This is a genomic window from Roseovarius sp. (assembly GCF_048262375.1).
Classification (GTDB): Bacteria; Pseudomonadota; Alphaproteobacteria; order Rhodobacterales; family Rhodobacteraceae; genus Roseovarius.
Genome location: NZ_JBLXFE010000005.1, coordinates 194602 through 220912 on the forward strand (window position 1 = coordinate 194602; position 26311 = coordinate 220912).

Sequence of the window (26311 nt, forward strand, 5' to 3'; positions counted from 1 at the left end):
AGTGCCCCCTTCAGCCTAACGGTTGCGCACGTTCCACGAGGCGCGCAAAGAACGATGCGCCGACCGGCGCCACCGTATCGTTGAAATTGAAACCAGGATGATGCAAGCCCGGTCCCTCACCCTGACCCAAAAACAGATAGGACCCCGGAAGCTCTTGCAACATATAGGAAAAATCCTCAGCGCCCATCTCACGCGGGCGGTCCTCGATCACCGATCCCTCACCCACCACCTCACGCGCGACCTCTGCGGCAAAGGCCGTCTTGCCCGCGTCATTGTAGGTTGCGGGGTACCCAAGGTCGATCCGCACCTCCGCCCGCACTCCGTATCCAATCGCAACGCCCTCCGTGATCTCTCGCAAACGGCGATGCACCATCTCCTGCACTTCGGGGGTGAATGAGCGGATGGTGGCGTTGATATAGGCGGTCTCGGGGATCACGTTGTCGACCGTGCCGGTATGGATCTGTGTCACCGAAATAACCAGATCATCCAAGGGGTTACGGTTTCGACTGACAATCGTTTGGATGGCTTGCACGATCGCCACAGCCGCCACCACCGGATCGCGCGTTTCATGCGGCATCGCCCCATGCCCACCCCGCCCGATCACGTCGATATGCAACGTATCCACCGCTGCCATGATCGGTCCCGGTGTCGTTTCAAACGTGCCTGCAGGCGCACCCGGCAGGGTATGGAGCGCGTAAACCTGCCCGACCCCATATCGGCTCAACGCGCCCTCTTCGACCATGATACGCCCGCCGCCCGGCCCCTCTTCGGCGGGCTGAAAAAGCAAGACCACGCGACCAGAAAAATTCCGTGTTTCCGCAAGGTACTTAGCCGCGCCAAGCAGCATCGTCGTATGCCCGTCATGACCGCAGGCGTGCATCTTGCCGGGGGCCTGGCTGGCATAGTCCAGCCCCGTCACCTCGGTCATCGGCAGCGCGTCCATATCGGCCCGCAAGCCGATGCAGGGGCCGTCACCTTGCCCGTCGATCACCGCGACAACCCCGCTCGTCGCCACCCCGGTCTCGATCTGCGAAATGCCGAACTCGCGCAACCGCTCAACCACAAAGGCCGCCGTTTTGTGGCAGTCAAATCCAAGTTCTGGATTGGCATGCAGATGTCTGCGCCAAGCGGTCATTTCCTCTGCAAACCCGGCAATTCGATTGATCACGGCCATCTCTGGACATCCCTTCATTCTCGCGTCAGGGTCCACTCAACCCCAAAGACGAGGCCGCTGCAATGCCTGACGACACGCTCATTCACGATCCAGACGGCGGTTTGCCCCGCCTCATCGCCATCATGGCGCGGCTGCGCGACCCAAAGACCGGCTGTCCTTGGGATATCGAACAGGATTTCGCGAGCATCGCCCCCTATACCATTGAAGAAGCTTACGAAGTTGCTGATGCCATTGAGCAGGAAAACTGGCAGGAACTGCGCGGAGAACTCGGGGATTTACTGTTGCAGGTCGTCTTTCACGCGCAGATCGCGCAGGACCGCGGTCTTTTTGATGTGATGGATGTGGCCAATGCAATCTCGGATAAAATGGTGGCGCGCCATCCGCATGTCTTTGGACAAGAGAGCCGGGACAAGACTGCAGAGCAACAGACCCGTGATTGGGAGGTGGTCAAGGCCGCAGAGCGTGCAGCCGAGCAGAAAACCGGCACCTTGGACGGTGTGGCATTGGGTCTGCCCGCGCTGTTGCGTGCTGTCAAACTTCAGAAACGCGCCGCCCGCGTGGGATTTGACTGGCCTGAAACATCATATGTTCTCAATAAGATACAAGAAGAAGTTGAAGAGTTACATGAAGCAGCATCCGAGTTGACCCAAGATGCGGTCGAAGAGGAGTTTGGCGACCTTTTGTTCGTCATGGCCAATCTGGCGCGGCACATGAAGCTCTGCCCCGAGACCGCGCTTCGTCGCGCCAATGCCAAATTTACCCGCCGGTTTGAACGGATTGAGGCGCTCTTGAGCGACCGGGGCAAAACCCCCGCTGACTCTGACCTCGCAGAGATGGACGCGCTCTGGGATCAGGCCAAGGCCGAGGAACGCGCCTGACAACCGCTTGTAATAACGCCAGAAACCCGCCAGTTTCGAACAAATAGCGAAAGGACCAAACCAATGACGATCATGGATGAGGCCCGCAATGTTCTGGGCGAAGCCCTGGAGCCCTGCTCTTCCAATCCGCTGACCGGTTTTTTTCGTGATGGTCACTGCAACACCTGCGCGCAGGATCATGGCAGCCACACGGTCTGCGCTCTGATGACCGCCGAATTTCTGGCCTTTTCCAAATATGTCGGCAATGACCTCAGCACCCCGCGTCCCGAGTTTCAGTTTCCCGGCCTGAAACCGGGTGATCACTGGTGCCTATGTGCCGCGCGGTTTCTTCAGGCCCATGACGAGGGTTGCGCCCCCAAGGTGCGGCTCGACGCGACCCATGTGCGTACATTGGAAATTGTACCGCTCGAGGTTCTTCAACAACACGCTCCGGGTGAGAGGTGACACCATGGCCACCGTGACCCTGATCAGCGACACCGACGCCAGCCCAGAGGTACGCGCCATATTTGATGACATCCGCGCCACGCGCGGCAGCGATTTCATCAACAATTTCTGGCGCGCGCTGGCGCATGATCCTGCCCTTTTGCACGCCACATGGCACCGATTGAAATCAGTCATGGGTCCCGGCACTCTGGATCCTTTGACTAAAGAGTTGATTTATATCGCCGTTTCAGTCGCCAATGGTTGCGAATACTGCGCTCATTCTCACACCGCAGCGGCACGCGCCAAGGGCATGACATCTGCGCAGCACGGCGAGCTTCTGTCGGTTATTGGCATGGCCAGCCAAACAAATGCTCTAGCCACGGCTCTCCAGGTGCCGGTGGACGACGCTTTCAAAGCCTGAGGCAAAGTCCCTCAGACTTTAATAAGGCACGGTATAAGTCGTGCGGCGTTAAAGATCGGGTCTTCGCCTCACCCCGCCGTGGGCTGCTCTTCGGCCACACCCGGAAGGGCATCACCGATCAAATCGTCTATGAACAGGCTGAGCAATTGCGGTCGTCCGCTCACCCCAGCCTTGCGATAAATCGCATTGGTTTGGGCTTTTACAGTCCCTTCCGAGGTTTTGCGCAGCGTGGCAATATCGGAAATCGACAGACCTTTGATCGAAAACAGGGCCACATCACATTCCGCAGGGGTCAACCCCCATGCCTCGAAATGCTCATGCATCAATTCCATGAACGCGCCCGATGCCACCCGTAGCTTTTGCTGGGCGCTGTGATATCTGAGCTGGGTACGGCGAAAGACAACCCAACCAAGTATCATCCCCAGCACCAGCCCAAGTGCGGCGCCGAGTTCTAGAAATTCACGGATTTGCCAGCTAATCGGCTGGGCCCGGACCCCCAGAACGGTTAGCACGATGTCCGATATAAAAAACACCGTGCAACCGCCCTGCACCAGAGCAATCAGATAGAGGGAGAGCCGCCAGATCACCAGCACGCCTCAGGCTTGATGCCATGAGCCAAGTCATGGCCCGCCGGGAACATTGAGCCGTTCACCTCAGTCACCATCACCACCACCATCGCCACCACTGCCACCATCGTCACCACCGCCGCTGTCGTCACCGCCCCCACTGTCGTCACCACCACTGTCGTCACCGCCGCTGTCGTCACCACCACTGTCGTCACCGCCGCTGTCGTCACCGCCACCTCGACCTTTGGAACTCTTTCCATAGCCGCTGTCAGTATCCTTGTCAGAACCGGATTGTCCTGTCTGGCTCGGCGCCCATCCGAATGGCAGATTCAAAAGCTGACCGGGCGTGGTACCTCGCCTTGAGAAATCACGAAGAATCTCGCCGGTTCGAGGGTTGAAAACAATCTCTCGGCTGGTGTTCTTGGTGGTCGCCACAATACGCGTACGACCCAGCCATGTTTGAGAGATGCTGACATCGCTATAGCCCTGTGCCTTTAACTGCCGGACGATAGATCGGGTTTGATCCTGGGCAAGCAAAGGGGTTGCGGCCAGCAAAGCCGCTAGGAAAATCCCAATGATGAATCGCAAAGCCATTCGGCCCACCCAGACCTGAAAATTGTGCCGCCCCGAAAACCGCAGAGCGACACAACTAGTTTCGATTTTAACTCTCCGCCCTGCAAGACTGAAAGTATTACAGCCAAAGCAAGAGTGGAGGCTCATAGCGCTTCGATTTTGCGCTTAGTCGCCGTCGCCGCCACCGTTGCCACCATCATCGCCGCCACCGCTGTCATCACCCCCGCCGCTGTCATCACCGCCGCCGCTGTCATCACCGCCACCGCTGTCATCACCGCCACCGCTGTTATCGTCGCTGCCGTTGTCGTTATCGTCGCTGCCGTTGTCATCGCCACCGTTGTCGTTACCGCCGCCATTGTCATCACTGCCGCTACCAGAGGATGAACCATTGTCCGAAGATGAGCTTGCGCCAACGCCATCACTTTGGCCAGTTTCAGCAAAGACGGCACCCGCGTTAAAGAGCATTGTAGTGCCCAGCAACAGCGCCAGAGTTGTGTTTTTGGAAATCAGCATTTTCGCCTCCTGAAGAAAAACAACCGGGTTGCTGCCCGGGCACCTCAAAGAGAGCAATAGATTCTGAGCGGGCCAATCCACCGCAGGTTTAGTCCCGGGGCTATAGACATGAGGTTTAGACGCATCAACGAAAGTTTAGAGCCCGAAATATGCAAATCGGGAAGTGGATATAAAAAATTATGACACCCAAACAATATGTTAAGGCGTCATAGCTTGACCATTCAAAACTGGGACAACGAGATAGGACACATCGTCGATCTAGGTGTCGATCTTAAATCCCAGATGCTTGGCGACGGTAAAGATGTCCTTGTCACCGCGACCACACATGTTCATCACCAGCAGATGATCCTTTTGCAAGGTCGGCGCGAGCTTCATAACATGGGCAAGCGCATGTGACGGCTCCAGCGCCGGGATGATCCCCTCCTGCGCACAGCAGAGCTGGAATGCCTCCAACGCTTCGACATCGGTGATCGAGACATATTTGGCGCGACCCGTCTCATGCAGCCAGCTATGCTCGGGTCCAATGCCCGGATAATCGAGCCCGGCCGAGATCGAATGCCCCTCAAGGATTTGCCCATCGGCATCCTGCAAGAGATAGGTGCGATTGCCGTGCAACACACCGGGCCGCCCGCCGGTCAGGCTGGCACAATGCTCCATGCGGTCGTCAACACCGTGCCCTCCGGCCTCGACGCCGATGATATTGACGCTCGGATCATCGAGGAACGGGTAAAACAGCCCCATCGCATTTGATCCACCCCCAATCGCCGCAACCAGCGTGTCGGGCAAACGCCCTTCGGCGGCCTGCATCTGTTCGCGTGTTTCTTTGCCGATGATCGATTGGAAATCGCGCACCATGGCCGGATACGGGTGCGGCCCCGCCACTGTGCCGATGCAGTAAAACGTGTCGCGCACATTGGTAACCCAATCGCGCAGCGCGTCATTCATCGCATCCTTGAGCGTGCCGCGCCCGCTTGTCACCGGAACCACCTCAGCCCCCAAGAGCCGCATGCGGAACACATTGGGTGCCTGCCGCTCGACGTCATGCGCGCCCATGTAGACCACGCATTGCAGTCCGAATTTGGCACAGACCGTGGCCGTGGCCACGCCATGCTGACCCGCGCCGGTTTCCGCAATAATCCGCTTCTTGCCCATGCGGCGGGCAAGGATGATCTGGCCCAGCACATTGTTGATTTTGTGCGCGCCGGTATGGTTCAACTCGTCTCGCTTGAGATAGATTTTGGCCCCGCCCAGATGCTGTGTCAGCCGATCGGCATAATAGAGCGGCGAAGGCCGACCCACATAATGCGTCCATAAATCATGCATCTCGTCCCAAAACGACTGGTCGGTCTTGGCATGCTCATACTGCTCTTCCAGTTCCAGAATGAGGGGCATCAGGGTTTCCGACACGAACCGCCCGCCGAAATCGCCGAACCGGCCCTTTTCGTCGGGGCCGGTCATGAAGCTGTTGAAGAGATCGTTCATTGTCTCGGGCCTTTGTTTGTCAGGAGGTCTGAGGTTGAATATGGGACGCGCGGGGGATTTTCCAGCGAAAAGCGGGACAATCAGAGGCACCGTATCACATAGAGGCGCGACCAGAGGTCCGGCTCTGCCAGTAGAAAGGGCAAAAACGGCCCAGAGCGCTGTTCGATCCGAATTTGACAACTGTCAACGAGAGATTCGAGCACCGATTGAAACCCCTGTGCCTGCCATGTTGCGTCAAGCAGGTTGAACACTCCAACCCCTCCGGGGCGGGTGACGCGAGTCAGATGAATGAGGCTTTCCGGTGGGGCGTGACCGGGACCAAAGGCCCCGACGCAGATAAAACCCGCAAAGCGGTCGTCGGCAAACGGCAGACCACTGCCCATCTCAGCCTCGACCAGTTCGGCATAATGCCCTGTCGTTCGCGCCGCCGCCAACATGCCCGGTGACAGATCGCAGCCGGTGATCGGCCCATAACCCAGAATGCGCAGGCTCTCAGCCACAAGCCCGGTGCCGCAAGCGGCATCCAGTACCGGCCCGTCACTCAGCCCCATAAACCGCGCAAACATCGCGGCCCCAAGCGCGGACAAACGAAACCCCCGCGCCAGATTGTCGGCATCATAGCTCTGCGCCCAATCGTTATAGATTGCGCGGGATTGTTCGGGGGTCTCGGCTCCGTAAACATCGCTCAGATCTTCGGGATCACGGGTCATCACGGCCTCTTGTCATTGTCCCGCAAAGCATCGGTCGCGGGTCCGGTCCTGTCAACCGGATCGCCTAATCCAAGGCTCGCTTGAAACCCAGATGCGAGGCGGTGAATCCAAGGCCTTCGTAAAAGCGGCGGCTGTCAGTCCGGCGCGCATTCATAGTCAGTTGGATCAGGCGACACCCGGCGGCGCGGGCGCGTGCCTCGATATCCGCGAACATCAGATGGCCCAGACCCTGCCCTCGAAGATGGCTGGCGATGCGCACGCTTTCCACCTGCGCACGGCGCGTCGCCGCCAGTGACAGCCCGCTGATCAGCGTCAACTGATAGGTCGCCAGCACCGCGCCTTGCGCATCAACGCCTGCGATCAGATGATTGTTGCTTTCGGCCTGCATCGCGTCAAATGCCCCAAGATAACGGGCCAAGTCATCCGGTTCCCGCTCCTGTCCCAGCACATCATCCCGCAAAAGCGCGATAATCTGTGCGACTTCGTCACGTCGCGCCGGACGAAATTCAATCACCGCACGCATTCCGGATAAAGGCACGGATCAGGTCCGCGTCCTTGACACCGGGCGCGCGTTCAACCCCGGACGATACATCCAGTTGCCGCGCCCCTGTGCGCGCCACCGCCAGAGCCACGTTGTCGGGGGTCAGACCACCGGCCAACAGCCACGGCAAGGGCCAGTCGCGCCCCGCAATCAATCCCCAATCAAAGGCCAGCGCATTGCCCCCCGGTCGCGAGGCCCCCGGTGGCGGCTTGGCGTCGATCAGCAGCTGGTCCGCCACCCCGGCATAGGCGTCGATCTGCGCCAGATCGGCGGCCTCGGCAATGCCGATGGCCTTGATCACCGGCAGGCCGTAACGCGCCTTGACCTCCGCCACCCGTGCCGGGCTTTCGTGCCCGTGTAGTTGCAGGAAATCGAGCGGCACATGATCGGTCAGGGCATCCAGCGTCATCTGGTCGGCATCCACCGTCAGCGCCACCTTGGCCACGCCCGGCGGCACGCCAAGCGCGAGGTTGCGCGCCTGTCCATGCGTCACATGGCGTGGTGATTTCTCAAAAAACACAAAGCCAACATAGGCGGCGCCTGCCTCTACCGCTGCAGACACATCGTCAGCGGCAGTCAGGCCGCAAATCTTGACGCGTATATCTTTGGACATGAACCCGGTTCAGCTCGCCTGATCCAAAAGCGCCAGCACCTCATCCTTGCCCTGATGCCGTTCACCCTTGAGGCGCTTGATCTCGGCCCGCAGGCTGGCCAACTCACGGGCCTGCCGTGCCGCCGCCGCACGCTCACCTGCCTCACGAATCCATTCCCAGATGAACCCAACGATCAACCCCATCAGAATGCCACCAAAGATCACGATAAAGAGTGGCAGATCATAGGTGGGATTGAGCGCGGCAAAGCCTGCCAATTCATCCGGCAGCACCCGCAGGGTAACCACACCGCGGTTGGCCAGTGCGATCAGCACCAGCGCAAGGGCAAATATGGAAATCGAGGCATAGCGGATATAGCGCATGGGTTACTTTCCGTTGAGCCGGTCACGCAAGAGCTTGCCGGTCTTGAAGAAGGGCACATATTTTTCCTCAACATGCACGCTTTCGCCGGTGCGTGGATTGCGACCTGTGCGCGCATCCCGCTTTTTCACCGAGAATGCGCCAAAGCCGCGCAGTTCGACCCGGTTGCCCTCGGCAAGTGCGTCTGTGATCTCGTTGAAGATGGTATTGACGATACGCTCGACGTCGCGCTGATAGAGATGCGGATTTTCGTCAGCGATTTTCTGGATCAGTTCCGATCGGATCATCGGTGGTCTCTCCCCCGGCCTTATTGTTTGTACGTTTGTGGCAGTTGCCCCGGACTATAGCCAGAATGGCGCGAAACCCAAACAGAAAGCCGGGCCAAGAGTCGGAAATATATGCGATTTTTTGTCCGTTCCATCGATTTTTCTCTACCCAAGACGGCCCAACGAGGCTGTGTTGCAAGCGACAGTCGATTGCTGCGGCGCGGCATTGCCGGGCAAAAGTATTGATTCGGATCGGCGGACCAGAGCCAAGAGATGAAGCGCCGGTGGACATTCACCCGCATCCGCCGCATGGTTTGATCGGCGCGACGGAGACAGGCATGGCGGCAAGACAAATCATCATCGACACGGATCCGGGTCAGGATGACGCCGTAGCAATCCTTTTCGCGCTGGCCTGCCCGGAAACGCTCGATGTGTTGGCGCTTACCTGTGTGGCAGGCAATGTGCCGCTTGCGCTCACGACCCGCAACGCGCGCATGATCTGCGAATTGGCAGGTCGCAGCGATCTGCCGGTCTTTGCCGGCTGCGATAGCCCTTTGGGGCGCGAACTGGTAACCGCAGAGCATGTGCACGGTCGCTCGGGCCTCGATGGTCCCGACCTGCCCGAACCGGCCATGCCCTTGCAGGACCGCCACGCGGTCGATTTCATTATCGAGACCCTGCGCACGCGCCCTTCGGGCACGGTCACACTGGTGCCCATCGGGCCGCTGACCAATATCGCAACCGCATTTACAAAAGCCCCCGATATCATCGAGAGAGTGCAGGACATCGTGCTGATGGGCGGGGCGCATGCGGCGCACGGCAATGTCACCCCTGCTGCGGAATTCAACATCCATGTTGATCCGGCCGCAGCTGCCTGCGTCTTTGGCGCAGGCGCGCCCCTGACCGTGCTGCCGCTCGATGTGACGCACAAGGCGCTGGTGACCCCCGCCCGCAACGCCGCGTTTCGCGCCATCGGCACACGGGTTGGCGATGCCGTCGGCGCTCTTACCGGCTTTTATGAACGGTACCACCCTGAGCGTCATGGCGCAGACGGCGCGCCGCTGCATGATCCCTGCACGATTGGCTGGCTATTGCAGCCTGATCTTTTCTCTGCTCGCAGGGTCAATGTCGAGATCGAGACAGGTTCGGAACTGACCATGGGCATGACCGTGGTGGATTGGTGGGGCGTGACCGACCGCCCCGCCAACACGACCTTCGTCCACGACATCAACGCACAGGCCTTCTTTGACCTGCTTACTGAAAGGTTGGCCCGCCTATGACCGCCCTCTCCCTCGCGCGGCCCGACGATCTTGACCGACTGCTGCCACTGGTCGCTGCCTTTCACGATGAGGCGGGAATTTCCCAAACCGATACCAACCGGCGCGCAGCTCTTTTGCCAATGTTAGAGGGCAGCCCGCATGGTGTGGTCTATCTCATCGGCCCCGGACGCGCACCCATCGGCTATATTGTGATCAGCTTTGGCTGGTCGGTTGAATTCGGGGGACTCGATGGCTATGTGGATGAATTCTACATCCGTCCCGGCGTGCGCGGGCGCGGTATCGGCTCTGAGGTAATGACCAGCCTGCCCAAAGCACTGGCCGGGGCCGGATTAAAGGCACTGCATCTCGAGGTGCGGCGAGACAACGACAAGGCGCTCAAGCTCTACGAGAAACTGCGGTTCTTGCAACGTAACGAGTACAGCCTGCTGACGCGAGAAATGTAGACTTCTGCCCGCCCAATCCTAGGGAAGCTATATGACATTCGAGATTCCGTTCCAAAACAGCTATGTCCAATTGCCGGAGCGGTTTTACACCCGGCAGACGGCAATGCCCGTGCGCGCCCCGCGCCTGATCCGGTTCAACCGGGAACTGGCGGCAGAATTGGGCATATCCGACGCCCCCGATGCGGACCTTGCCCGGATTTTCTCGGGCAATGAGGTGCCCGAGGGCGCAACCCCCTTGGCGCAAGTGTATGCAGGCCACCAATTTGGCGGGTTCTCGCCGCAACTGGGCGATGGGCGCGCCCTGCTTTTGGGCGAGGTGATCAACCGAAACGGACACCGCCGCGACATCCAGCTCAAAGGCTCAGGCCCAACCCCCTATAGCCGGATGGGCGATGGGCGCGCTTGGCTTGGGCCGGTGCTTCGGGAATATGTGGTGTCCGAGGCGATGCACGCCCTTGGCCTGCCCACCACCCGCGCTCTCGCCGCCTCTCTGACTGGCGAACCGGTTTACCGCGAGGCGGGCGGTTTACCGGGCGCGGTGCTGACGCGGGTTGCAGCCAGCCATCTGCGCGTTGGCACTTTTCAGTATTTCGCCGCCCGCCGCGATATCGAAGGTCTGCGCGCCCTCTATGACTATACCGTCGCGCGCCACTATCCTCATGTCGAAAATCCGGCACATCTCTTGGCTGAGGTGATACGAGGTCAGGCGCGGCTGGTGGCAGGCTGGTTATCTGTCGGCTTTATCCACGGGGTGATGAACACCGACAACACCGCAATCTCTGGCGAGACCATCGATTACGGTCCTTGCGCGTTTATGGACACTTATCACCCACAAACCGTGTTCAGTTCGATCGACACACGCGGCCGCTATGCCTATGACAATCAGGCGCATGTGATCGTCTGGAACATGGCGCAACTGGCCACGACGCTGGTGCCGTTGATGCCGGATCAGGATGAGGCGATCACGGATTTCACGGCCCTCGTACATGCCATGCCCGATCAGATCGAGGTCGAGTGGCGCCGTGCCTTTGGCCGCAAGATCGGTATTGCAAAGCCGAACGCTCAGGATGCAGAGATGGTAGCCGACCTTCTGGCACGCATGACAGAGGGGCACGCCGATTTCACCAATACCTTCCGGGGGTTGCTGGATGGTACTGCGCGCGATCAGTTTCTCGACCGTGAAATGTTCGACACATGGGAACCCGCGTGGCGTGCACGCATTGCGCGCGAAGAAGACCCGGAGCATGTGATGCGCACCGCCAATCCGGCCTTTATCCCGCGCAATCACCGGATCGAACAGATGATTGAGGCCGCCGTCGCAGACGATTACGCCCGCTTCGAGCGGCTCTTGCAGGTGCTGGCGCATCCCTACGAGGACCAGCCCGAAGCCGCCGACCTCAAACGCCCGCCCACAGCCGCCGAAGTGGTCGAGAACACCTTTTGCGGCACATGAAGAAAAAAGCGCCGGGGCATGCCCCGGCGCTTTGATCTTGATCAGGCCGCGTTCGAGCGCGCGCCACCGCCACCGCCGGGCTTGCGCCGACGATGGCCACCGGCCCCCGGCTTGCCCTGCTGGTTGCCGCCACCAAAGCCACCGCCGCCGCTACGACGACGCGGACCACCCCGCCCCGAGGCGGGCTTGGGCGATTTCGGATCGGGCAGCACTTCCCACGGACGGCCCGAGGCCACCGGGATCGTCGTCCCCAGGACCTTTTGGATATCCTTCAGCTCGCCCATCTCATCAGGTGCACAGAATGCAATCGCCGCCCCATCCCGGCCCGCCCGCGCGGTTCGACCGATCCGGTGGACATAATTGTCGGGGACATTCGGCAATTCGTAATTGTAGACGTGTTTGACATCCGGAATATCCAGCCCCCGCGCCGCCACATCGGTCGCCACGAGGATCTTGACCTGACCGTCACGGAACGCCTTGAGCGCGCGCTCGCGCTGACCCTGGCTCTTGTTGCCATGGATCGCCGCCACGCTGTAACCCGCCTGTTCCAGCCGCTTGGCCAGCTTGTCCGACCCGTGCTTGGTGCGGCCAAAGACCAGCGCCAATTCGTTGCGGTGCCGCCCCAACATCTCGATCAGCAGATCGGGCTTGGCCGCCTTGGCGACAAAATGCACCTCTTGCGTGACCTTGTCAGCGGCTTTGCCCGGCGGGCTGACCTGCACCCGCTTGGGGTTCTTGAGATAGCTACCAGCCAGCTCTTCCATCTGCTTGGGCATGGTGGCGGAAAAGAGCATCGTTTGACGCTCCGCCGCCAAGAGGCCCGCAATCCGGCGCAGCGCATGAATAAAGCCCAGATCAAGCATCTGGTCCGCCTCGTCCAGCACGAGGAAGTGCGCCGCATCCAGACGCACCGCGCGCCGGTCGATCAAGTCAAGCAACCGCCCCGGTGTCGCCACCAGAATGTCGATACCCTGCTCCAACCGCTTGATCTGCGGATTGATCGAGGCACCGCCCACCACAAGACCGATCTTGATCGGGCTGTCCTTGACCAGCGGCAACAGAGCGTCGCGGATCTGTCCAGCGAGTTCCCGTGTCGGGGCAAGGATCAGGCTGCGGATGGTCTTGGGCGCGGGCTTGCCCGGCTGGTCCATCAGCGCCGTGATAAGCGGCAGGCCAAACGCCATGGTCTTGCCAGTGCCGGTCTGTGCGAGGCCCAACACGTCAAACCCGTTCAGCGCATGCGGGATCGCATGGGTCTGAATCGGGGTCGGGTCGGTAATGCCTTCGTTGGCCAGCTTGCGCACCAATGCAGCAGGCAGGCCCATTTCATCGAATAGATTCAAGTCGTGTCCTTTCAGGGGCGCGAGGACATCCCGCAGCCCATCACAGGCGGTGAAGCTCACCGCCCGGTCGTCGTGGTTGCACCAGCCCGCAGCCAAAGGGCCGAATGCCCCCTGCACTCTGACAGGTGTTTGGCCCCACGCGTGATTTTGGGATCATCCGCGACATTTCATGATAAATGCCCAGTCAGGGCAGTGCTGCTCACGCGGCAGGAAATGTCGGTTGAGTGGCATATGGCGGTCTGGGGCGTAGAAGTCAAGTGCAGCGTATCGTTTGCAACCGTCATCCTCGGGCTTGCCCTGAGGGCGTCTTGTCCCGGAGATTCGCGGGCCAAACCCGAGGATGCGTGAACACATAGCCTACCGCAGCATCCACATCCCCTTAGGCCAGAAGGCATGAAAGGCAAATGCGAACATCACGTCATGGGCCACATCGCGCCCTTGCCCGTCGCGCACCCGCACCGTGCCCACATCGCGTCCTTTGGCAATCGTGCCATGATCCAGTGCCGAGGCCTGTCCCTTTTCCCAACTGATACTCAGCCCCGCCTCCTTCACGCCCCCCTCTGACCTGATCCGCGTCAAGGGCCAGGCGCGGTCGCCCACCCGCACCACCCGCTCCAACGGCGCGATACCATGGGGTGGGTCTTCGCCGGTATAGAGAAATGGCCGTGCCGATGTGTCATACCCCCGATAGGGGTTGCGCCCATAAGAGCGGTTGTATTCCGGCTCTTCCATCACCAACCCGTCGGGATTGCGCGCGCGAAACTGGTCCCAGCTTTCCATCCAACTGGGCATTTGCCTGAGCTTGGTTCCCGTCAGATCTCCGACAATCGCCTCACCGATGGCCTGTTGCCACCAGCTTTCGGTCTCACGATCATACATCACCATATCCGAATGCCGCAGCTTGCCTGAAACGCCAAAACTCAACGTGCCGCGTGCGGTACGCCGATCAAAGGTCAGGCCGGAATTGCACAGCGGGCAAAAGGTGACCGCCACGGGAATGCCGCCCACCGTATCATTCACGATCTCATGCCATGTGAGATAGCGGACCGGATAGGCGCGCGCCTGTGTGCCGGGGATTTCCAGCGTGATCACCGGCTCCGTCCCGGCAATCCGCTGCTCCGACGCCGCCTTGCGGTATCTCGGGCCCGTAATGGCCGGGATGCCGTCCTTGGGTGGCCCCCCCGACATGATCTCGGACCAGTCGCGCACGGTGCTTTTGTCGAAATCCGTATCGGGCCAATCGTGTCGCCAGGACCGGGGATCGGCATGGGCCAGCGAGGCAATCAGTATAAGAGATGTCAGCAAGGCAAGGAAACGGGGCATGGCGGCTCCTGTCGCGGCATCGGGTCTGCCTCAGGATGCGGGCTGCACGGGATTCGGACCAGCCCCCCCCACGCAATTGTGACGCCCCGTCAGCGGCGCCGCGCCTCGCTGAGCGCGCGATCCCAGAGCCGGTCGCGCATCAGGCGACGAAAGGCGCGCTTCAGCTCTCCGCTTGCATCGTGCAAGTAACACCGCCCATGCGTCAGGATCAGCCTCTCTGGCCCCCAGTCGAGCAATTCTTCCACCAGATCCCCAACCGCCTTGCGCCCGCCCAAGTGCTGCGCCAGCCCCAGAGGTGGCTTGCCATCGCTGTCATCAATCCCCGCCAGCCAGATCAGCGGGCGCGTCCAGACCGGCAAAGGCGCGGTTTCAACCGCCATGATCAACCGCGACAGGATCGCAGAGCGGCTCGGCTGATGCAGATACACTGTCTCGGTCTGGGTGCCCTCCAGCATCAGCGGCTTGATTTGGCGACACCAAGAGGCGGTCTTGACCTCCGCCCCCCGCCAGACCCGCGCGCCGGGATACTCCGCCTGCCACTCGGGCAGATGCGGCAAATCGGGCGCATGGGGCAGCACAAGATGGGCCACCCGTCCCTGCGCCGCCAACCAATCGCGCAAGGTCAAGGGCAATGGCCCCGGCGCATAGACCCACAAATGGTTCGAGGGCAGTTCAATAACAACGGTGCGCAGCGGCATCGCAACGCCGCCGCGCCAAGACACATATGCCCCCGTCAGCCCCCAAATCCCCTCTGCCAGCGGCGCAGGGGTGACCACGGGGCTATCGGGGCTATCGGTCATGCCTCACTCGGTTACCGTGACCCGTGTCATCACGTCCGGCTGACCGATCACAGCACCATTGGGGCCTTTGCCGCGCTTGATGGCGTCCACGATCTCCATGCCATCGGTGACTTGCCCCACCACGGTATATTGCCCGTTCAGGAACTCGCCCGCGTCGAACATGATGAAGAACTGGCTGTTGGCCGAATCCGGGTTCTGGCTACGCGCCATGCCCACCACCCCGCGCAAGAACCGCTCGTCCGAGAATTCGGCCTTGAGGTCAGGCCGGTCGCTGCCGCCCATTCCGGCGCGGCTCATATCGCCGCCCTCCAGCTTGCCGAACTGCACATCGCCGGTTTGCGCCATGAAGCCATCGATCACCCGGTGAAACACGACACCGTCATAGGCCCCATCGGTGGCCAGCGCAGTGATCTGTGCCACATGCCCCGGCGCGATATCTTCAAAAAGATCAATGGTGACAGTGCCATTCGCCTCACCCGCGATTTCAACCTGAAGTCCGGTGGCCAATGCAGGACCAGCCAGCAGACTCAGCACACAGGCAATCTTATACATCCGAGGCCACCTTGACGCTGATCATCCGGTCCGGATTCACCGGCGGTTCGCCGCGCGTGATGGCATCGACATGCTCCATGCCCGCGATCACCCGGCCATAGACCGTGTATTGCCCGTTCAGGAAATGGTTGTCCTTGAAGTTGATGAAGAACTGGCTGTTGGCCGAATTCGGGTTCTGGCTGCGGGCCGCTCCCAGCGTGCCTCGATCATGCGGGATCTTGGAAAACTCGGCCTTGAGATCGGGCAGATCACTTCCGCCGGTCCCGGCCCTGCGCGGCTGGTAATCCTGTTCCATATTGCCGTGCTGCACATCGCCTGTTTGCGCCATGAACCCGTCAATCACCCGGTGAAAGACGACGTTGTCATACTGCCCGGCGCGGGCCAGCTCTTTCATCCGCTCGCAATGGTCCGGCGCGATAGCGGGCAAAAGCTCGATGGTGACGGTGCCACCCTTCAGCTCCATCAGGATGGTGTTTTCGGGATCCTTGATCTCGGCCATGAGGCTCTCCTTGATAAAATATGCCCCGATACCTAGGCGGTTCGCGCGCGATTGCCAAGCGCAGAGGTTGACGCTGGCAAAGACCCGCGCCAATAGAAGCGCGACACGAGTTTCGGGAGGCATATCGCATGAGCTGGAAAACCCTTGACGACATGGATCTGAACGGCAAGCGCGTTCTGGTGCGGGTCGATATCAACGTACCAGTGGAAAACGGTCTGGTGACCGACGCCACCCGGATCGAGCGCATTGCGCCCACCGTCACGGATATTCTGGCCAAGGGTGGCCGCCCTATCCTGCTTGCGCATTTTGGACGCCCCAAGGGCAAAGTCGTGCTCGACATGTCGCTGCGCGTCACCGTTCCCGCGCTAGAGACCGCCTTGGGGCGCAAGGTGCGGCTGATCGAAACGCTGGAGGGGGCCGAGAACCTGACCGATGAGGCACTGGCCTCTGACGTGCTGCTCTTGGAAAACATTCGCTTTCACCCCGGCGAAGAGGCCAACGATCCCGCCTTCGCGGCGCGTCTGGCGCAACTGGGCGATGTCTATTGCAACGATGCGTTTTCCGCCGCTCACCGCGCGCACGCCTCGACAACCGGGCTGGCGCACCACCTGCCCTCTTGTGCGGGCCGCCTGATGCAAGCCGAATTGCAGGCGCTCGAAGCCGCGCTAGGCGCGCCCAAGCGCCCCGTCGTCGCGGTAGTTGGCGGCGCCAAAGTCTCAACCAAGCTCGACCTCTTGGGCAATCTGGTGGCAAAGGTCGATTGCCTCGTCATTGGCGGCGGCATGGCCAACACATTCCTTGCGGCCATGGGCCTCAACGTAGGCAAATCGCTTTGCGAACATGACATGACCGCCACCGCCCGCGAAATCATGCTCAAGGCTGGGGCTGCGGGCTGTGAAATCCTGCTGCCCGCCGATGTGGTGGTCGCACGCGACTTCGCCGCCGGGGCCGCGCATGAGGTGGTGGGCGCACATGCCTGCCCGTCCGACGCCATGATCCTTGATGCTGGCCCTCAGGCCGTCTCCCGCATCATCGCCGCGTTTGACCGCGCCAAGACCCTGATCTGGAACGGCCCGCTTGGTGCCTTCGAGATTGCCCCATTCGATTCCGCCACCAATGCCGCCGCCAGCCATGCCGCCAGCCTCAGCCGCGCAGGCAAACTGATTTCGGTCGCAGGCGGTGGCGATACCGTGGCTGCGCTCAACAAATCCGGCGCGGCCGAGGATTTTACCTATATCTCGACAGCCGGCGGCGCGTTCCTCGAATGGATGGAAGGTAAGGATCTGCCAGGTGTCGCGGCGCTCAAGGCCTAAGCCACGCCACCTGTTAGCGCCACCACGATTGCACAGCCCGCGCCCCTCGCCTATGAGAGCGCGAAACCGCGTATTCCTTCAGGGGTGTCCCACATGAGCAAGACCGAACAGGCCAACAAACTTCGCGCAGGCCAGGGCTTTATCGCCGCCCTCGATCAATCGGGCGGCTCTACCCCCAAGGCATTGCGCCTCTATGGGGTTGAGGAGAACGAATATTCCTCCGAGACCGAAATGTTCGATCTCATCCACGCCATGCGTGCGCGCATCGCACAGGCTCCGGCCTTCATCGGCGGCAAGGTGCTGGGCGCCATCCTCTTCGAGATGACCATGGATCGCGACATTGGCGGCAAGCCCTCGCCGGAATTCCTCTGGCAGGATCGCGGCGTGGTGCCCTTCCTCAAGGTCGACAAGGGTCTGGCCGAGGAGACCGATGGCGTCAAACTGATGAAACCCATGCCCGATCTGGATCCGCTCTTGGAGCGCGCCGCCAAGGCAGGAATTTTCGGCACCAAGATGCGCTCGGTCATCGACGCGGCCAACAGCACCGGAATCGAGGCGGTCGTCGCCCAGCAATTCGAAGTCGGCCGCCAGATCCTCGGCCACGGCCTTGTGCCCATCATCGAACCGGAAGTGACTATTTCAATCGCGGACAAGGCCGAAGCCGAAACGCTCCTGCGCGCCGCGATTCTGGCCCAGCTCGACATGCTGCCCGAGGATCAGGAGGTGATGCTCAAGCTCACCCTGCCCGAATCCCCGAACCTCTATGAGAGCCTCGTCAATCACCCCCGCGTGCTGCGCGTTGTGGCGCTCTCGGGCGGCTATAGCCGGGACGAGGCCAACGCGCGTCTGGCGCAAAATCGCGGCGTGATCGCCAGCTTCAGCCGCGCCCTGACCGAAGGTCTCTCGGCGCAGCAGTCGGACGATGAATTCAACGCCACCATCGCCAAATCCATCGACGACATCTACCGTGCGTCAATCTCCGGCTGATCGCGGGCTAATCGCCCGCACCTTCATCTGGCCCAAAATACCTCGGGGGAGTCCCGGATGAAATCCGGGACGGGGGCAGCGCCCCCACCCCGCTCTCACCCCTTCGCGCGCTTGGCCTCTGCCACCACCTTTTCCGCCAGATCGCGGGCAATCCCAAAGGCGCCCTTGATCCGGTCGGTCTCGCCCTTCCAGTCTCGGCGCACGACGATCTTGTTGTCACGCACCTTGGCCAATCCACGCTCATCGGTGATGAATTCAACCAGTCCCCGTGGCGAGGCGAATTTATCGTTGTGAAACTGGATCGTGACCCCCTTGGGTCCGCCATCGAGCTTGGCAATGCCTGCGCGTTTGCACATCGCCTTGATCCGCACCACCAGCATCAGCATATTGACCTCGCGCGGCAGCTTGCCGAAACGGTCGATCAACTCGGCGGCAAAGCCTTCAAGTTCAACCTTGGTCTCCAACCCGCTCAGACGGCGATATAGCCCCAGACGCACATCAAGATCTGGCACATAGGTCTCGGGGATCAGCACCGGCACGCCCAGATTGATTTGCGGTGCCCATTGCTCATCGGCCTCCGACAGCCCCTCCATCTGGCCGGATCTGATCTTGGCAATCGCCTCTTCCAGCATGGATTGATAGAGTTCATAGCCCACATCGCGCATCTGCCCGGACTGTTCCTCGCCCAAGAGATTGCCTGCACCGCGAATGTCGAGATCCTGAGACGCCAGCGTAAACCCCGCCCCCAATGTGTCGAGACTGCCCAGCACCCGCAGCCGTTTTTCGGCCCCCGGTGTCAGTGGCACACGCGGTTTGGTGGTCAGATAGGCATAGGCGCGCGTCTTGGAGCGGCCCACCCGACCCCGAATCTGATAGAGTTGACTCAGCCCGAACATATCGGCGCGGTGAATGACCATCGTGTTGGCGGTCGGAATATCAAGACCTGATTCGACAATCGTCGTCGCCAGCAGCACATCGTATTTGCCGTCGTAAAATGCGTTCATCCGGTCGTCGAGTTCCCCCGCCGCCATCTGCCCATGGGCAATGACATAGCTGACCTCGGGCACCTGCGTTTTCAGGAAATCCTCGATTTCCGGCAGGTCGCTGATACGCGGCACCACATAGAACGACTGCCCGCCACGATAATGCTCGCGCAAGAGCGCCTCGCGCACGGTCACGCTGTCAAACTCGCTCACATAGGTGCGGATTGCCAGACGGTCGACCGGCGGCGTGCCGATGATCGACAGATCCCGCACCCCCGAGAGGGACAGTTGCAGCGTGCGCGGAATGGGTGTCGCGGTCAGCGTCAACACATGCACATCCGAGCGCAATTGCTTGAGCCGCTCCTTATGCGCCACGCCAAAGCGTTGCTCTTCGTCGATGATCAAGAGGCCGAGGTTCTTGAACCGGATTCCCTTGGCCAGCAGGGCATGGGTGCCCACCACAATATCCGCCTCGCCGCGCGCCATCGCATCGCGGGTCTTGGCCGCGTCGCCCGCCGAAACAAAGCGCGACAAGGGCCGCACATTGACCGGGAACCCCCGAAAGCGCGAGGCAAATTCCTGATAGTGCTGCCGGGCCAGCAACGTGGTCGGCGCAATCACCGCCACCTGTAGCCCCGACATCGCGGCGACAAAGGCCGCGCGCATCGCCACCTCGGTCTTGCCAAATCCGACATCACCACAGATCAGCCGATCCATCGGCGCGCCCGCCGCCAAATCAGTCAGCACATCCTCGATAGCGTGCAACTGATCGTCAGTCTCCTGATAGGGGAACCGCGCGGCAAAGGCCTCCCAGGCGTGGTGCTCGGGCTCGATCACCGGGGCGCGCCGCAGCGCGCGCTCCGCCGCCACCCGGATGAGCCGGTCGGCCATCTCGCGGATACGCTCCTTGAGCCGCGCCTTCTTGGCCTGCCATGCGCCACCGCCCAATTTGTCGAGCAGCCCTTCTTCATGGCCGTATTTCGACAAAAGTTCGATATTCTCGACCGGCAGAAAGAGCTTGGACGCCTCGGCATATTCCAGCACGAGGCATTCATGCGCCGCCCCGGCGGCGGTCACCACCTCCAGCCCCAGATAGCGACCGATACCGTGATCCACATGCACCACCAGATCGCCGATGCTCAGGCTCTGCGTTTCGGTCAGGAAATTCTCGGCCCGCCGCCGCCGCGGCGCACGGATCAGGCGCTCGCCCAGCACATCCTGTTCGGCAATCACGGTCAGGTTTGGTGCCTCGAACCCGTTTTCCAACGGCCAGACCGCCAGATGCAGCCCATGCTTACCCACACCCTTGGCGCTGCTGACCCCCACGGCGCCAATCAGCCCCTCATCCTCCAAGAGCCCTTCCAGCCGCTCGCGCGCGCCTGTGGAATAAGAGGCTACCAGCACCGGACCCTTTTCAAGCTTTGCCTGAACATGATCCTTCAAGGCGCTGAAGAGGTTGGTGTTTTCCTGCTGACGTTCCGGCGCAAAATTGCGCCCGATCCGCCCGCCCGCGTCGATCACCCCCAGCCCCGTTGCTTGCGGCAGCGCCGCGAATTGCAACACCCGGCGCTCTGCCACCGCCGCGCTCCAGGCGGCATCGTCAAAATAGAGCAATCCGGGCTGCACCGGCTTGTAGACCGTATCGCCCCGCGACTTCTGGCTCAGCGCCAGATGGCGGGTCTCGTATTGATCCGCGATGCTGTCCCACCGCGCCAGACGCATCGGCGTGACCTGTTCATCCAGCGTGATGGTGGCCTGAGGCAGATAATCGAACACCCCTTCCAACCGCTCATGAAAAAACGGCAGCCAATGCTCGACACCGGCGTGCTTGCGCCCTGCACTCACGGCCTCGTAGAGCGGATCATCCGTGCCTGCCGCGCCAAACTCGATCCGGTAGTTCTGGCGAAACCGGCGGATCGCCTCTTCGTCCAGAATGACCTCCGAGACCGGCGCCAACTCGACCCGGTCCAGCTTTTCCGTGGTGCGCTGCGTGGCCGGATCAAACCGGCGTATCCCGTCCAGCACATCTCCGAACAGGTCCAGACGCACTGGCCCGCCTTCACCCGGCGGATAAATGTCGATGATCCCCCCCCGCAGGGCGTAATCGCCCGGCTCCGTCACCGTGGGCGCCTGCGTAAACCCCATCCGAACCAGAAACTCGCGCAGGGCTCGCTCGTCAATCCGTTCGCCCACTGCCGCGACAAAGGCTGCATCGCGCAGCACCGCGCGCGCCGGAACGCGCTGCGTGGCGGCATTGAGGGTGGTCAGCAGCACAAACTGCGACGGCCCGCCATGCACCAGCCCCGCCAACGTCGCCATACGCGTGGCGCTGATATCCGCATTGGGCGACACCCGGTCATAAGGCAGGCAATCCCAACCCGGAAAGGTCATCACCGGCATGTCAGGCGCAAAGAACCGCAACGCCGCCTGCATCGCCGCCATCCGCTTGTCGTCTCGCGCCACATGCAGGACGGGCGCATTGGTCTTGGCCACCTCAGCCAGAATCAGCCGCGCGTCAAAGCCTTCGGGCGCGCCGCCCACGGTGATATGCTGCGCTTTGGTCATCGTATTCCTGTTCCTTGCGCCCGGTCAGCAGGCTGCGTCATCCCAGAACATTGGCGTTCATGTTTTGATACATGCCCCACATGGCAGTCACAAAAATCGACATCATGCCGATCAGCTGGATAACGAACCGGTGCGTCTGCAACCGCTTGATCAGAGCTGCTCCATTTAGCCCCTGCGCCGAAATACGCTGGGCCACCTGCACCGACAGCCCCGCCACGATCAGTAGAGGAAAGCCTAACAGAAACAAGGCCTGCGCAAATTCGTTGTGATAGACAAAGCCCAAAAGCACCAAAACTGTCGTCAGAAAGGCCGTGATGCCCGCGGTCAGCAACCCGGATTCCTGAACCAGATAGAGGATACGATTGGTATTAATCCGGATCATATCCTCAAAATCCTTGATGGCCTGCTGGTTGCGGCCCTTGCGCGCGCGAATGGCCATGTCCCACGGCACGCCCAACACCCAATGGCTGGCCGACGACCACGTCACCGCCAGCGCAATCCAGAACCACAGGTTGCTAAAGGATCGCATGTCGATCAATTCGAAAACAGTATCGTACCAATCCAAGGTCCGGCCCCTCTCGCCACATTGTCGCTTCTCATAGCGCCGGTGTGCGGCAATTCCTACCCTTGAGATGCGTGAATTTCCATGCCAATCAGTTCGAATTGATCCTGCCAGGAAGACCGCCCATGCGACCGACCCAAGCCGCCTTTCCCGCCACCCGCCTGCGGCGCACCCGCGCAACCCCCAGCATTCGCGCCCTTGTCGCGGAAAATTCACTCTCGGCGGACGATCTCATCTGGCCGGTATTCGTCCGCGATGGCGAAGGCATCGAGGAACCCGTGCCATCTATGCCCGGTGTCCTGCGCCGCTCTATCGACCGTGTGGTCGAGGCCGCAGCCGAGGCCGCCGATCTCGGTATCCCCGCGATTTGCCTGTTTCCCTACACCTCGGCTGAAAACCGCACCGCCGATTGCGCAGAGGCGTGGAATCCCGACAACCTGAGCAATCGCGCCACCCGCGCGATCAAGGCGGCGGTTCCGGGCATCTCGGTTATGACAGACGTGGCGCTTGATCCCTATTCGGACACCGGCCATGACGGCTTTGTCGTGGACGGAGAGATCGTCAACGACGCCACCGTCGAGGCGCTGGTCAAACAGGCGCTCTCACAGGCCGAGGCAGGCGTCGACATCATCGGTCCGTCAGACATGATGGACGGGCGCGTGGGCGCCATTCGCGCGGCGCTCGAGGCGGGTGGTCACCACAATGTGATGATCATGTCCTATGCCGCAAAATACGCGAGCGCGTTTTACGGGCCGTTTCGCGATGCCGTAGGGGCTGCAAACGCCCTGAAGGGCGACAAGAAAACCTATCAGATGAACCCGGCCAACACCGATGAGGCACTGCGCCTGATCGAACGCGACCTGCGCGAGGGCGCCGATATGGTGATGATCAAGCCGGGCATGCCCTATCTCGACATCTGCCGCCGGGCCAAGGAAACATTTGGCGCGCCAACCTTTGCCTATCAGGTCTCGGGCGAATACGCGATGATCATGGCCGCGGCCCAGAATGGCTGGATCGACCAGGAGCGCGCCATGATGGAAAGCCTGATGTGTTTCAAACGGGCCGGATGTGACGGAATTTTGACCTATTTCGCCCCAACGGTCGCGCGGATATTGTCCAAAGGCTAGGCTGCGCGCGCAGCATCCCGCGCACAGACACAATCTATGGTGACACCAGATCACCTTGGCCATATACTATGTGTCAGGCCGGTATGAGATAAAAACCGGTACCCTGAGGCAATAAACAGGTAAACCCATGAGCAATCTCACAAGACGCACCTTCGCATTGGGCCTTTTGGCTGGCACGCCGCTGCTTGCGGCCTGTGGCAATGGCGTTGGCAGTTCCGGCGCCGCGACGATTGACGCGCGTGTCGATTCCACCCTCAACACAATGTATGCGCAATACCCCAACACCCGCGGTCTCGCAGACAAGTCAAATGGCATGCTGATCATGCCCGTCGTGACCGAGGCCGGATTCTTCGTGGGCGGCGGCTTTGGCCGCGGGGCACTCAGGATCAACAATGTCACGGTGGATTACTATTCAGCCACCAAGGGCAGTGTCGGGCTTCAGATCGGCGCACAGCAATTCGCCCATGTGCTTTTCTTCATGACACCGAACGCACTCGAGAAATTCCGGCGCTCGTCAGGCTGGGCGGCGGGCGCGGATGTCGAATACGTCTTCAACGACAAGGGCGAGAATCTGCGTGCCGAGACAACCACCTCGACCAGCCCGGTTGTGGCGGTGATCTTTGGTCAGGCCGGGGCCTTGGCCGGGGTATCGCTCGAAGGTATGAAATACACCCGCATCATCCCCTGATGCGCGGTGCACTCTGATGCCGCGCGCCTTTCGGCGCAGCGGCGTCAGAGCGGCCAGACGATCAGCAAGAGTGGCAGGCTGATGGCCACCACCAGCGCCTCAAGCGGCAATCCCAAGCGCCAGTAATCGCCGAAACGGAACCCGCCGGGGCCAAGGATCAACGTATTGTTCTGATGTCCGATCGGCGTCAGAAACGCACAAGAGGCGCCAATCGCCACCGCCATCAGAAAGCTGTCCGGGCTGACCCCAAGCGTGCTCGCAATCCCAAGCGCGATAGGGCACATGACGGCAGCCGTCGCGGCATTGTTCATCACATCCGACAAGAACATCGTAGTGATCAGGATCACCGCCAGCGCCACCACCGCCTGTCCCCGCGCCACTTGGGTCACCAGAAACTCGGCCAGGACATTCGCCGCCCCGGTACTCTGCATCGCGCCCGCCACCGGAATGAGCGCGGCCAGGAGCACGATCACCGGCCAGTCTATCGCGGTATAGACCTGACGTGGCGGCACCGTCCGCGTCAACATCGAGACCAGCACACCAAGCGCAAAACTTGCTGCGGCAGGCAAAATACCAAAGGTCACCAGCGCAATCGCCCCCACCATGATCGCCGCCGCCGTAAATGCCATGCGTCGGCTGGGCAAACGCAGATCGCGCGCGCCCAACGGCACACAGCCCGTTTCGGCGATAAAGTCCGACAGCGCTTCTGCTGGCCCCTGCATCAGCAGCAAATCCCCCGACCTGAGCTTGACCGAGCGCAGACGCGCGCGCGGCGACTGCCCTGCCCGCGCCACCGCCAAGAGATTGAGACCATAACGCGCCCGCAAATGCAGGTCACTGGCCGACAGGCCCACGATGGACGAGGCTGGCAGTACCGCCAATTCGCGCAGCACGGTGTCACGATCATTTGCTGCTGGATTCTCGTCGGTCTCGGCCTCTTTATCCGTCTGCGCGGGCTCATCGCTTTCTGAGGTATCGCGTTTGCGTACACCCTCTTCCATCGTCAGATCGAAAACCGACAAGGTTTCGGCCAAAGCATCAACATCAGCCTCAAGCACCAGCACGTCCTGCGCCTTGATGCGTCGCCCTCCATGCGGGGCCAAGAGGCGCACGTCGTTGCGCACGAGGGTTACAACCTGCGCATCAGAGCTTTCGACCTCACGCTCAAAGGCGCGCAATGTCAGACCGATGGCCTTGCTCTTCTCACCCACGCGCACCTCGGTCATATACGCCCCCGCGTCAAATTCAGAGGCACTCGCCGCTTTGCGCCGAGGCACCAGCCGCCACCCCACCAGCGTGATCGCCAAAGCACCCAACAGCGCCACCGCCACACCAATTGGCGCGAAATCGAACATGGCAAAGGCCCCGCGCCCCGCTTCTTCGCGAAAGCCCGAAACAATCAGGTTGGGAGGCGTGCCGACCAGCGTCGTCATCCCCCCCAGAATGGTGCCAAAGGCCAGCGGCATCAGCATCTGCCCCGGCGGCATCTCCAGCCGTTTGGCCAGCGGCACCGCCACCGGCATCAAGAGCGCCATTGCCCCCACATTATTCATGAAACCCGACAGACCCGCGCCAAGCGCGATCAGCGCGCCCATGCTCAGCGTCCGCCCTGCTGCACGCGGCAGCACCGCCCGAGCCAGGGCATCCACCGCCCCGGTATTCTGCAACCCCTGACTTAGCACCAGAACGCAGGCCACGGTAATCACCGCCGGATGACCAAATCCGGCAAAGGCCTCTGCGCCGGGCACCAGCCCCGTTCCCACGCAGGCCAGGAGCGCGGCAAGCGCCACAACATCATGCCGAAACCGCCCCCAGAGAAACAGCCCCATAGTCAGCGCCAGAACGCCAAAGATCGTCATTTGTGGTGCAGTCATC

General features: G+C 61.1%; 28 protein-coding genes. 10 read left to right on the forward strand and 18 right to left on the reverse strand.

The features are described 5' to 3' along the window. Positions 1-10: 10 nt before the first annotated feature. Positions 11-1174: a M20 aminoacylase family protein gene (locus tag ACN0SW_RS07960; RefSeq protein ID WP_417727375.1), complete on the reverse strand. Its 1164-nt coding sequence runs from the start codon at positions 1172-1174 to the stop codon at positions 11-13. Between the two features lie 62 nt (positions 1175-1236). Between ACN0SW_RS07960 and mazG the strand changes: the two genes are divergently transcribed. The 3 genes from mazG to ACN0SW_RS07975 all read left to right on the forward strand — a co-directional run bounded on the left by mazG (position 1237) and on the right by ACN0SW_RS07975 (position 2896). Then, a complete protein-coding gene (mazG, locus tag ACN0SW_RS07965; RefSeq protein ID WP_417727376.1) occupies positions 1237-2052 on the forward strand; it encodes a nucleoside triphosphate pyrophosphohydrolase in 816 nt (271 codons plus the stop codon). Positions 2053-2115: 63 nt separating this feature from the next. After that, positions 2116-2496: a DUF2237 family protein gene (locus ACN0SW_RS07970; protein WP_417727377.1), complete on the forward strand. Its 381-nt coding sequence runs from the start codon at positions 2116-2118 to the stop codon at positions 2494-2496. 4 nt (positions 2497-2500) lie between these two features. Further along, on the forward strand, positions 2501-2896 hold the full coding sequence (locus ACN0SW_RS07975) for a carboxymuconolactone decarboxylase family protein (protein ID WP_417727378.1): 396 nt from the start codon (positions 2501-2503) through the stop codon (positions 2894-2896). Between the two features lie 68 nt (positions 2897-2964). Here the strand turns inward: ACN0SW_RS07975 and ACN0SW_RS07980 are convergent, their stop codons facing one another. From ACN0SW_RS07980 to ihfB, 9 genes are all read right to left on the reverse strand, one after another. Next, positions 2965-3489 (reverse strand): helix-turn-helix transcriptional regulator, encoded by a 525-nt coding sequence (locus ACN0SW_RS07980; RefSeq protein WP_417727379.1) that lies wholly within the window; start codon positions 3487-3489, stop codon positions 2965-2967. After that, positions 3480-3722, reverse strand: coding sequence for a hypothetical protein (locus ACN0SW_RS07985; protein WP_417727380.1), 243 nt, complete (start codon positions 3720-3722; stop codon positions 3480-3482). Before ACN0SW_RS07985 ends, ACN0SW_RS07980 begins: the two co-directional genes overlap by 10 nt. 478 nt (positions 3723-4200) lie before the next feature. After that, entirely contained in the window at positions 4201-4548 is a 348-nt protein-coding gene (locus ACN0SW_RS07990) for a hypothetical protein (protein ID WP_417727381.1), read from the reverse strand. A gap of 258 nt (positions 4549-4806) precedes the next feature. Continuing rightward, positions 4807-6030, reverse strand: a complete 1224-nt coding sequence (gene trpB, locus ACN0SW_RS07995) for a tryptophan synthase subunit beta (RefSeq protein ID WP_417727382.1) — start codon at positions 6028-6030, stop codon at positions 4807-4809. A gap of 80 nt (positions 6031-6110) precedes the next feature. Beyond that, positions 6111-6740, reverse strand: coding sequence for a class I SAM-dependent DNA methyltransferase (locus ACN0SW_RS08000; RefSeq protein ID WP_417727383.1), 630 nt, complete (start codon positions 6738-6740; stop codon positions 6111-6113). 64 nt (positions 6741-6804) lie between these two features. Continuing rightward, complete coding sequence (locus tag ACN0SW_RS08005; RefSeq protein WP_417727384.1) at positions 6805-7254, reverse strand: GNAT family N-acetyltransferase; 450 nt, start codon at positions 7252-7254, stop codon at positions 6805-6807. Continuing rightward, positions 7247-7894, reverse strand: a complete 648-nt coding sequence (locus ACN0SW_RS08010; RefSeq protein WP_417727385.1) for a phosphoribosylanthranilate isomerase — start codon at positions 7892-7894, stop codon at positions 7247-7249. The genes ACN0SW_RS08005 and ACN0SW_RS08010 overlap by 8 nt, the downstream gene beginning before the upstream one ends. Positions 7895-7903: 9 nt before the next feature. Further along, positions 7904-8254: a DUF1049 domain-containing protein gene (locus ACN0SW_RS08015; RefSeq protein WP_417727386.1), complete on the reverse strand. Its 351-nt coding sequence runs from the start codon at positions 8252-8254 to the stop codon at positions 7904-7906. Positions 8255-8257: 3 nt separating this feature from the next. After that, the gene (ihfB, locus tag ACN0SW_RS08020) at positions 8258-8539 is read right to left on the reverse strand and encodes an integration host factor subunit beta (RefSeq protein ID WP_045683341.1); all 282 of its coding nucleotides are present in this window, start codon (positions 8537-8539) and stop codon (positions 8258-8260) included. A 317-nt stretch (positions 8540-8856) separates the two neighbouring features. Between ihfB and ACN0SW_RS08025 the strand changes: the two genes are divergently transcribed. Genes ACN0SW_RS08025 through ACN0SW_RS08035 form a run of 3 tightly spaced genes read left to right on the forward strand, consistent with a single transcriptional unit; the run spans position 8857 to position 11694 of the window. Then, positions 8857-9798 carry a nucleoside hydrolase gene (locus ACN0SW_RS08025; protein ID WP_417727387.1) on the forward strand — a complete coding sequence of 314 codons (942 nt, stop codon included), beginning with the start codon at positions 8857-8859 and terminating at the stop codon, positions 9796-9798. Then, a complete protein-coding gene (locus tag ACN0SW_RS08030; protein WP_417727388.1) occupies positions 9795-10241 on the forward strand; it encodes a GNAT family N-acetyltransferase in 447 nt (148 codons plus the stop codon). The genes ACN0SW_RS08025 and ACN0SW_RS08030 overlap by 4 nt, the downstream gene beginning before the upstream one ends. Positions 10242-10272: 31 nt before the next feature. Continuing rightward, on the forward strand, positions 10273-11694 hold the full coding sequence (locus tag ACN0SW_RS08035) for a protein adenylyltransferase SelO (RefSeq protein WP_417727389.1): 1422 nt from the start codon (positions 10273-10275) through the stop codon (positions 11692-11694). A 41-nt stretch (positions 11695-11735) separates the two neighbouring features. Here ACN0SW_RS08035 and ACN0SW_RS08040 read toward each other — a convergent pair whose 3' ends face one another. The 5 genes from ACN0SW_RS08040 to ACN0SW_RS08060 all read right to left on the reverse strand — a co-directional run bounded on the left by ACN0SW_RS08040 (position 11736) and on the right by ACN0SW_RS08060 (position 16211). After that, on the reverse strand, positions 11736-13037 hold the full coding sequence (locus ACN0SW_RS08040) for a DEAD/DEAH box helicase (RefSeq protein ID WP_417727390.1): 1302 nt from the start codon (positions 13035-13037) through the stop codon (positions 11736-11738). Between the two features lie 357 nt (positions 13038-13394). Then, positions 13395-14360: a DUF3179 domain-containing protein gene (locus ACN0SW_RS08045; protein ID WP_417727391.1), complete on the reverse strand. Its 966-nt coding sequence runs from the start codon at positions 14358-14360 to the stop codon at positions 13395-13397. A gap of 89 nt (positions 14361-14449) precedes the next feature. Beyond that, positions 14450-15160, reverse strand: coding sequence for a hypothetical protein (locus ACN0SW_RS08050; protein WP_417727392.1), 711 nt, complete (start codon positions 15158-15160; stop codon positions 14450-14452). A gap of 3 nt (positions 15161-15163) precedes the next feature. Continuing rightward, a complete protein-coding gene (locus ACN0SW_RS08055) occupies positions 15164-15712 on the reverse strand; it encodes a peptidylprolyl isomerase (protein WP_417727393.1) in 549 nt (182 codons plus the stop codon). Next, the gene (locus ACN0SW_RS08060) at positions 15705-16211 is read right to left on the reverse strand and encodes a peptidylprolyl isomerase (protein ID WP_417727394.1); all 507 of its coding nucleotides are present in this window, start codon (positions 16209-16211) and stop codon (positions 15705-15707) included. Before ACN0SW_RS08060 ends, ACN0SW_RS08055 begins: the two co-directional genes overlap by 8 nt. Positions 16212-16339: 128 nt before the next feature. Here ACN0SW_RS08060 and ACN0SW_RS08065 point away from each other — a divergent pair, with 128 nt between their 5' ends. Then, a complete protein-coding gene (locus ACN0SW_RS08065; RefSeq protein ID WP_417727395.1) occupies positions 16340-17524 on the forward strand; it encodes a phosphoglycerate kinase in 1185 nt (394 codons plus the stop codon). A gap of 93 nt (positions 17525-17617) precedes the next feature. After that, positions 17618-18511: a fructose bisphosphate aldolase gene (locus tag ACN0SW_RS08070; protein ID WP_417727396.1), complete on the forward strand. Its 894-nt coding sequence runs from the start codon at positions 17618-17620 to the stop codon at positions 18509-18511. Between the two features lie 95 nt (positions 18512-18606). Here ACN0SW_RS08070 and mfd read toward each other — a convergent pair whose 3' ends face one another. Both mfd and ACN0SW_RS08080 read right to left on the reverse strand, forming a co-directional pair. Further along, a complete protein-coding gene (gene mfd, locus ACN0SW_RS08075; RefSeq protein WP_417727397.1) occupies positions 18607-22059 on the reverse strand; it encodes a transcription-repair coupling factor in 3453 nt (1150 codons plus the stop codon). Positions 22060-22096: 37 nt separating this feature from the next. Next, the gene (locus ACN0SW_RS08080; RefSeq protein WP_417727398.1) at positions 22097-22624 is read right to left on the reverse strand and encodes a component of SufBCD complex; all 528 of its coding nucleotides are present in this window, start codon (positions 22622-22624) and stop codon (positions 22097-22099) included. A gap of 122 nt (positions 22625-22746) precedes the next feature. Here ACN0SW_RS08080 and hemB point away from each other — a divergent pair, with 122 nt between their 5' ends. Together hemB and ACN0SW_RS08090 are read left to right on the forward strand one after the other, a co-directional pair. Next, the gene (gene hemB, locus ACN0SW_RS08085) at positions 22747-23748 is read left to right on the forward strand and encodes a porphobilinogen synthase (protein ID WP_417727399.1); all 1002 of its coding nucleotides are present in this window, start codon (positions 22747-22749) and stop codon (positions 23746-23748) included. 127 nt (positions 23749-23875) lie between these two features. Beyond that, complete coding sequence (locus ACN0SW_RS08090; RefSeq protein WP_417727400.1) at positions 23876-24436, forward strand: YSC84-related protein; 561 nt, start codon at positions 23876-23878, stop codon at positions 24434-24436. A gap of 44 nt (positions 24437-24480) precedes the next feature. Here ACN0SW_RS08090 and ACN0SW_RS08095 read toward each other — a convergent pair whose 3' ends face one another. Continuing rightward, entirely contained in the window at positions 24481-26310 is a 1830-nt protein-coding gene (locus ACN0SW_RS08095) for an SLC13 family permease (protein ID WP_417727401.1), read from the reverse strand. Position 26311 lies beyond the last annotated feature (1 nt).

Excerpts from the sequence above, each read along its gene's own strand:
- ACN0SW_RS08045 (WP_417727391.1), bottom strand. The coding sequence starts at position 14,360 with ATGCCCCGTTTCCTTGCCTTGCTGACATCTCTTATACTGATTGCCTCG.
- ACN0SW_RS08065 (WP_417727395.1), top strand. The coding sequence starts at position 16,340 with ATGAGCTGGAAAACCCTTGACGACATGGATCTGAACGGCAAGCGCGTT.
- ACN0SW_RS07990 (WP_417727381.1), bottom strand. The coding sequence starts at position 4,548 with ATGCTGATTTCCAAAAACACAACTCTGGCGCTGTTGCTGGGCACTACA.
- ACN0SW_RS08035 (WP_417727389.1), top strand. The coding sequence starts at position 10,273 with ATGACATTCGAGATTCCGTTCCAAAACAGCTATGTCCAATTGCCGGAG.
- ACN0SW_RS07985 (WP_417727380.1), bottom strand. The coding sequence starts at position 3,722 with ATGGAAAGAGTTCCAAAGGTCGAGGTGGCGGTGACGACAGCGGCGGTG.
- ACN0SW_RS08060 (WP_417727394.1), bottom strand. The coding sequence starts at position 16,211 with ATGGCCGAGATCAAGGATCCCGAAAACACCATCCTGATGGAGCTGAAG.
- ACN0SW_RS07960 (WP_417727375.1), bottom strand. The coding sequence starts at position 1,174 with ATGGCCGTGATCAATCGAATTGCCGGGTTTGCAGAGGAAATGACCGCT.
- ACN0SW_RS08095 (WP_417727401.1), bottom strand. The coding sequence starts at position 26,310 with ATGACTGCACCACAAATGACGATCTTTGGCGTTCTGGCGCTGACTATG.
- mazG (WP_417727376.1), top strand. The coding sequence starts at position 1,237 with ATGCCTGACGACACGCTCATTCACGATCCAGACGGCGGTTTGCCCCGC.
- ihfB (WP_045683341.1), bottom strand. The coding sequence starts at position 8,539 with ATGATCCGATCGGAACTGATCCAGAAAATCGCTGACGAAAATCCGCAT.
- ACN0SW_RS07970 (WP_417727377.1), top strand. The coding sequence starts at position 2,116 with ATGACGATCATGGATGAGGCCCGCAATGTTCTGGGCGAAGCCCTGGAG.
- ACN0SW_RS08070 (WP_417727396.1), top strand. The coding sequence starts at position 17,618 with ATGAGCAAGACCGAACAGGCCAACAAACTTCGCGCAGGCCAGGGCTTT.
- ACN0SW_RS08055 (WP_417727393.1), bottom strand. The coding sequence starts at position 15,712 with ATGTATAAGATTGCCTGTGTGCTGAGTCTGCTGGCTGGTCCTGCATTG.
- mfd (WP_417727397.1), bottom strand. The coding sequence starts at position 22,059 with ATGACCAAAGCGCAGCATATCACCGTGGGCGGCGCGCCCGAAGGCTTT.
- ACN0SW_RS08000 (WP_417727383.1), bottom strand. The coding sequence starts at position 6,740 with ATGACCCGTGATCCCGAAGATCTGAGCGATGTTTACGGAGCCGAGACC.
- trpB (WP_417727382.1), bottom strand. The coding sequence starts at position 6,030 with ATGAACGATCTCTTCAACAGCTTCATGACCGGCCCCGACGAAAAGGGC.
- ACN0SW_RS08090 (WP_417727400.1), top strand. The coding sequence starts at position 23,876 with ATGAGCAATCTCACAAGACGCACCTTCGCATTGGGCCTTTTGGCTGGC.
- ACN0SW_RS08025 (WP_417727387.1), top strand. The coding sequence starts at position 8,857 with ATGGCGGCAAGACAAATCATCATCGACACGGATCCGGGTCAGGATGAC.
- ACN0SW_RS07975 (WP_417727378.1), top strand. The coding sequence starts at position 2,501 with ATGGCCACCGTGACCCTGATCAGCGACACCGACGCCAGCCCAGAGGTA.
- ACN0SW_RS08030 (WP_417727388.1), top strand. The coding sequence starts at position 9,795 with ATGACCGCCCTCTCCCTCGCGCGGCCCGACGATCTTGACCGACTGCTG.
- ACN0SW_RS08010 (WP_417727385.1), bottom strand. The coding sequence starts at position 7,894 with ATGTCCAAAGATATACGCGTCAAGATTTGCGGCCTGACTGCCGCTGAC.
- ACN0SW_RS08015 (WP_417727386.1), bottom strand. The coding sequence starts at position 8,254 with ATGCGCTATATCCGCTATGCCTCGATTTCCATATTTGCCCTTGCGCTG.
- ACN0SW_RS08050 (WP_417727392.1), bottom strand. The coding sequence starts at position 15,160 with ATGACCGATAGCCCCGATAGCCCCGTGGTCACCCCTGCGCCGCTGGCA.
- hemB (WP_417727399.1), top strand. The coding sequence starts at position 22,747 with ATGCGACCGACCCAAGCCGCCTTTCCCGCCACCCGCCTGCGGCGCACC.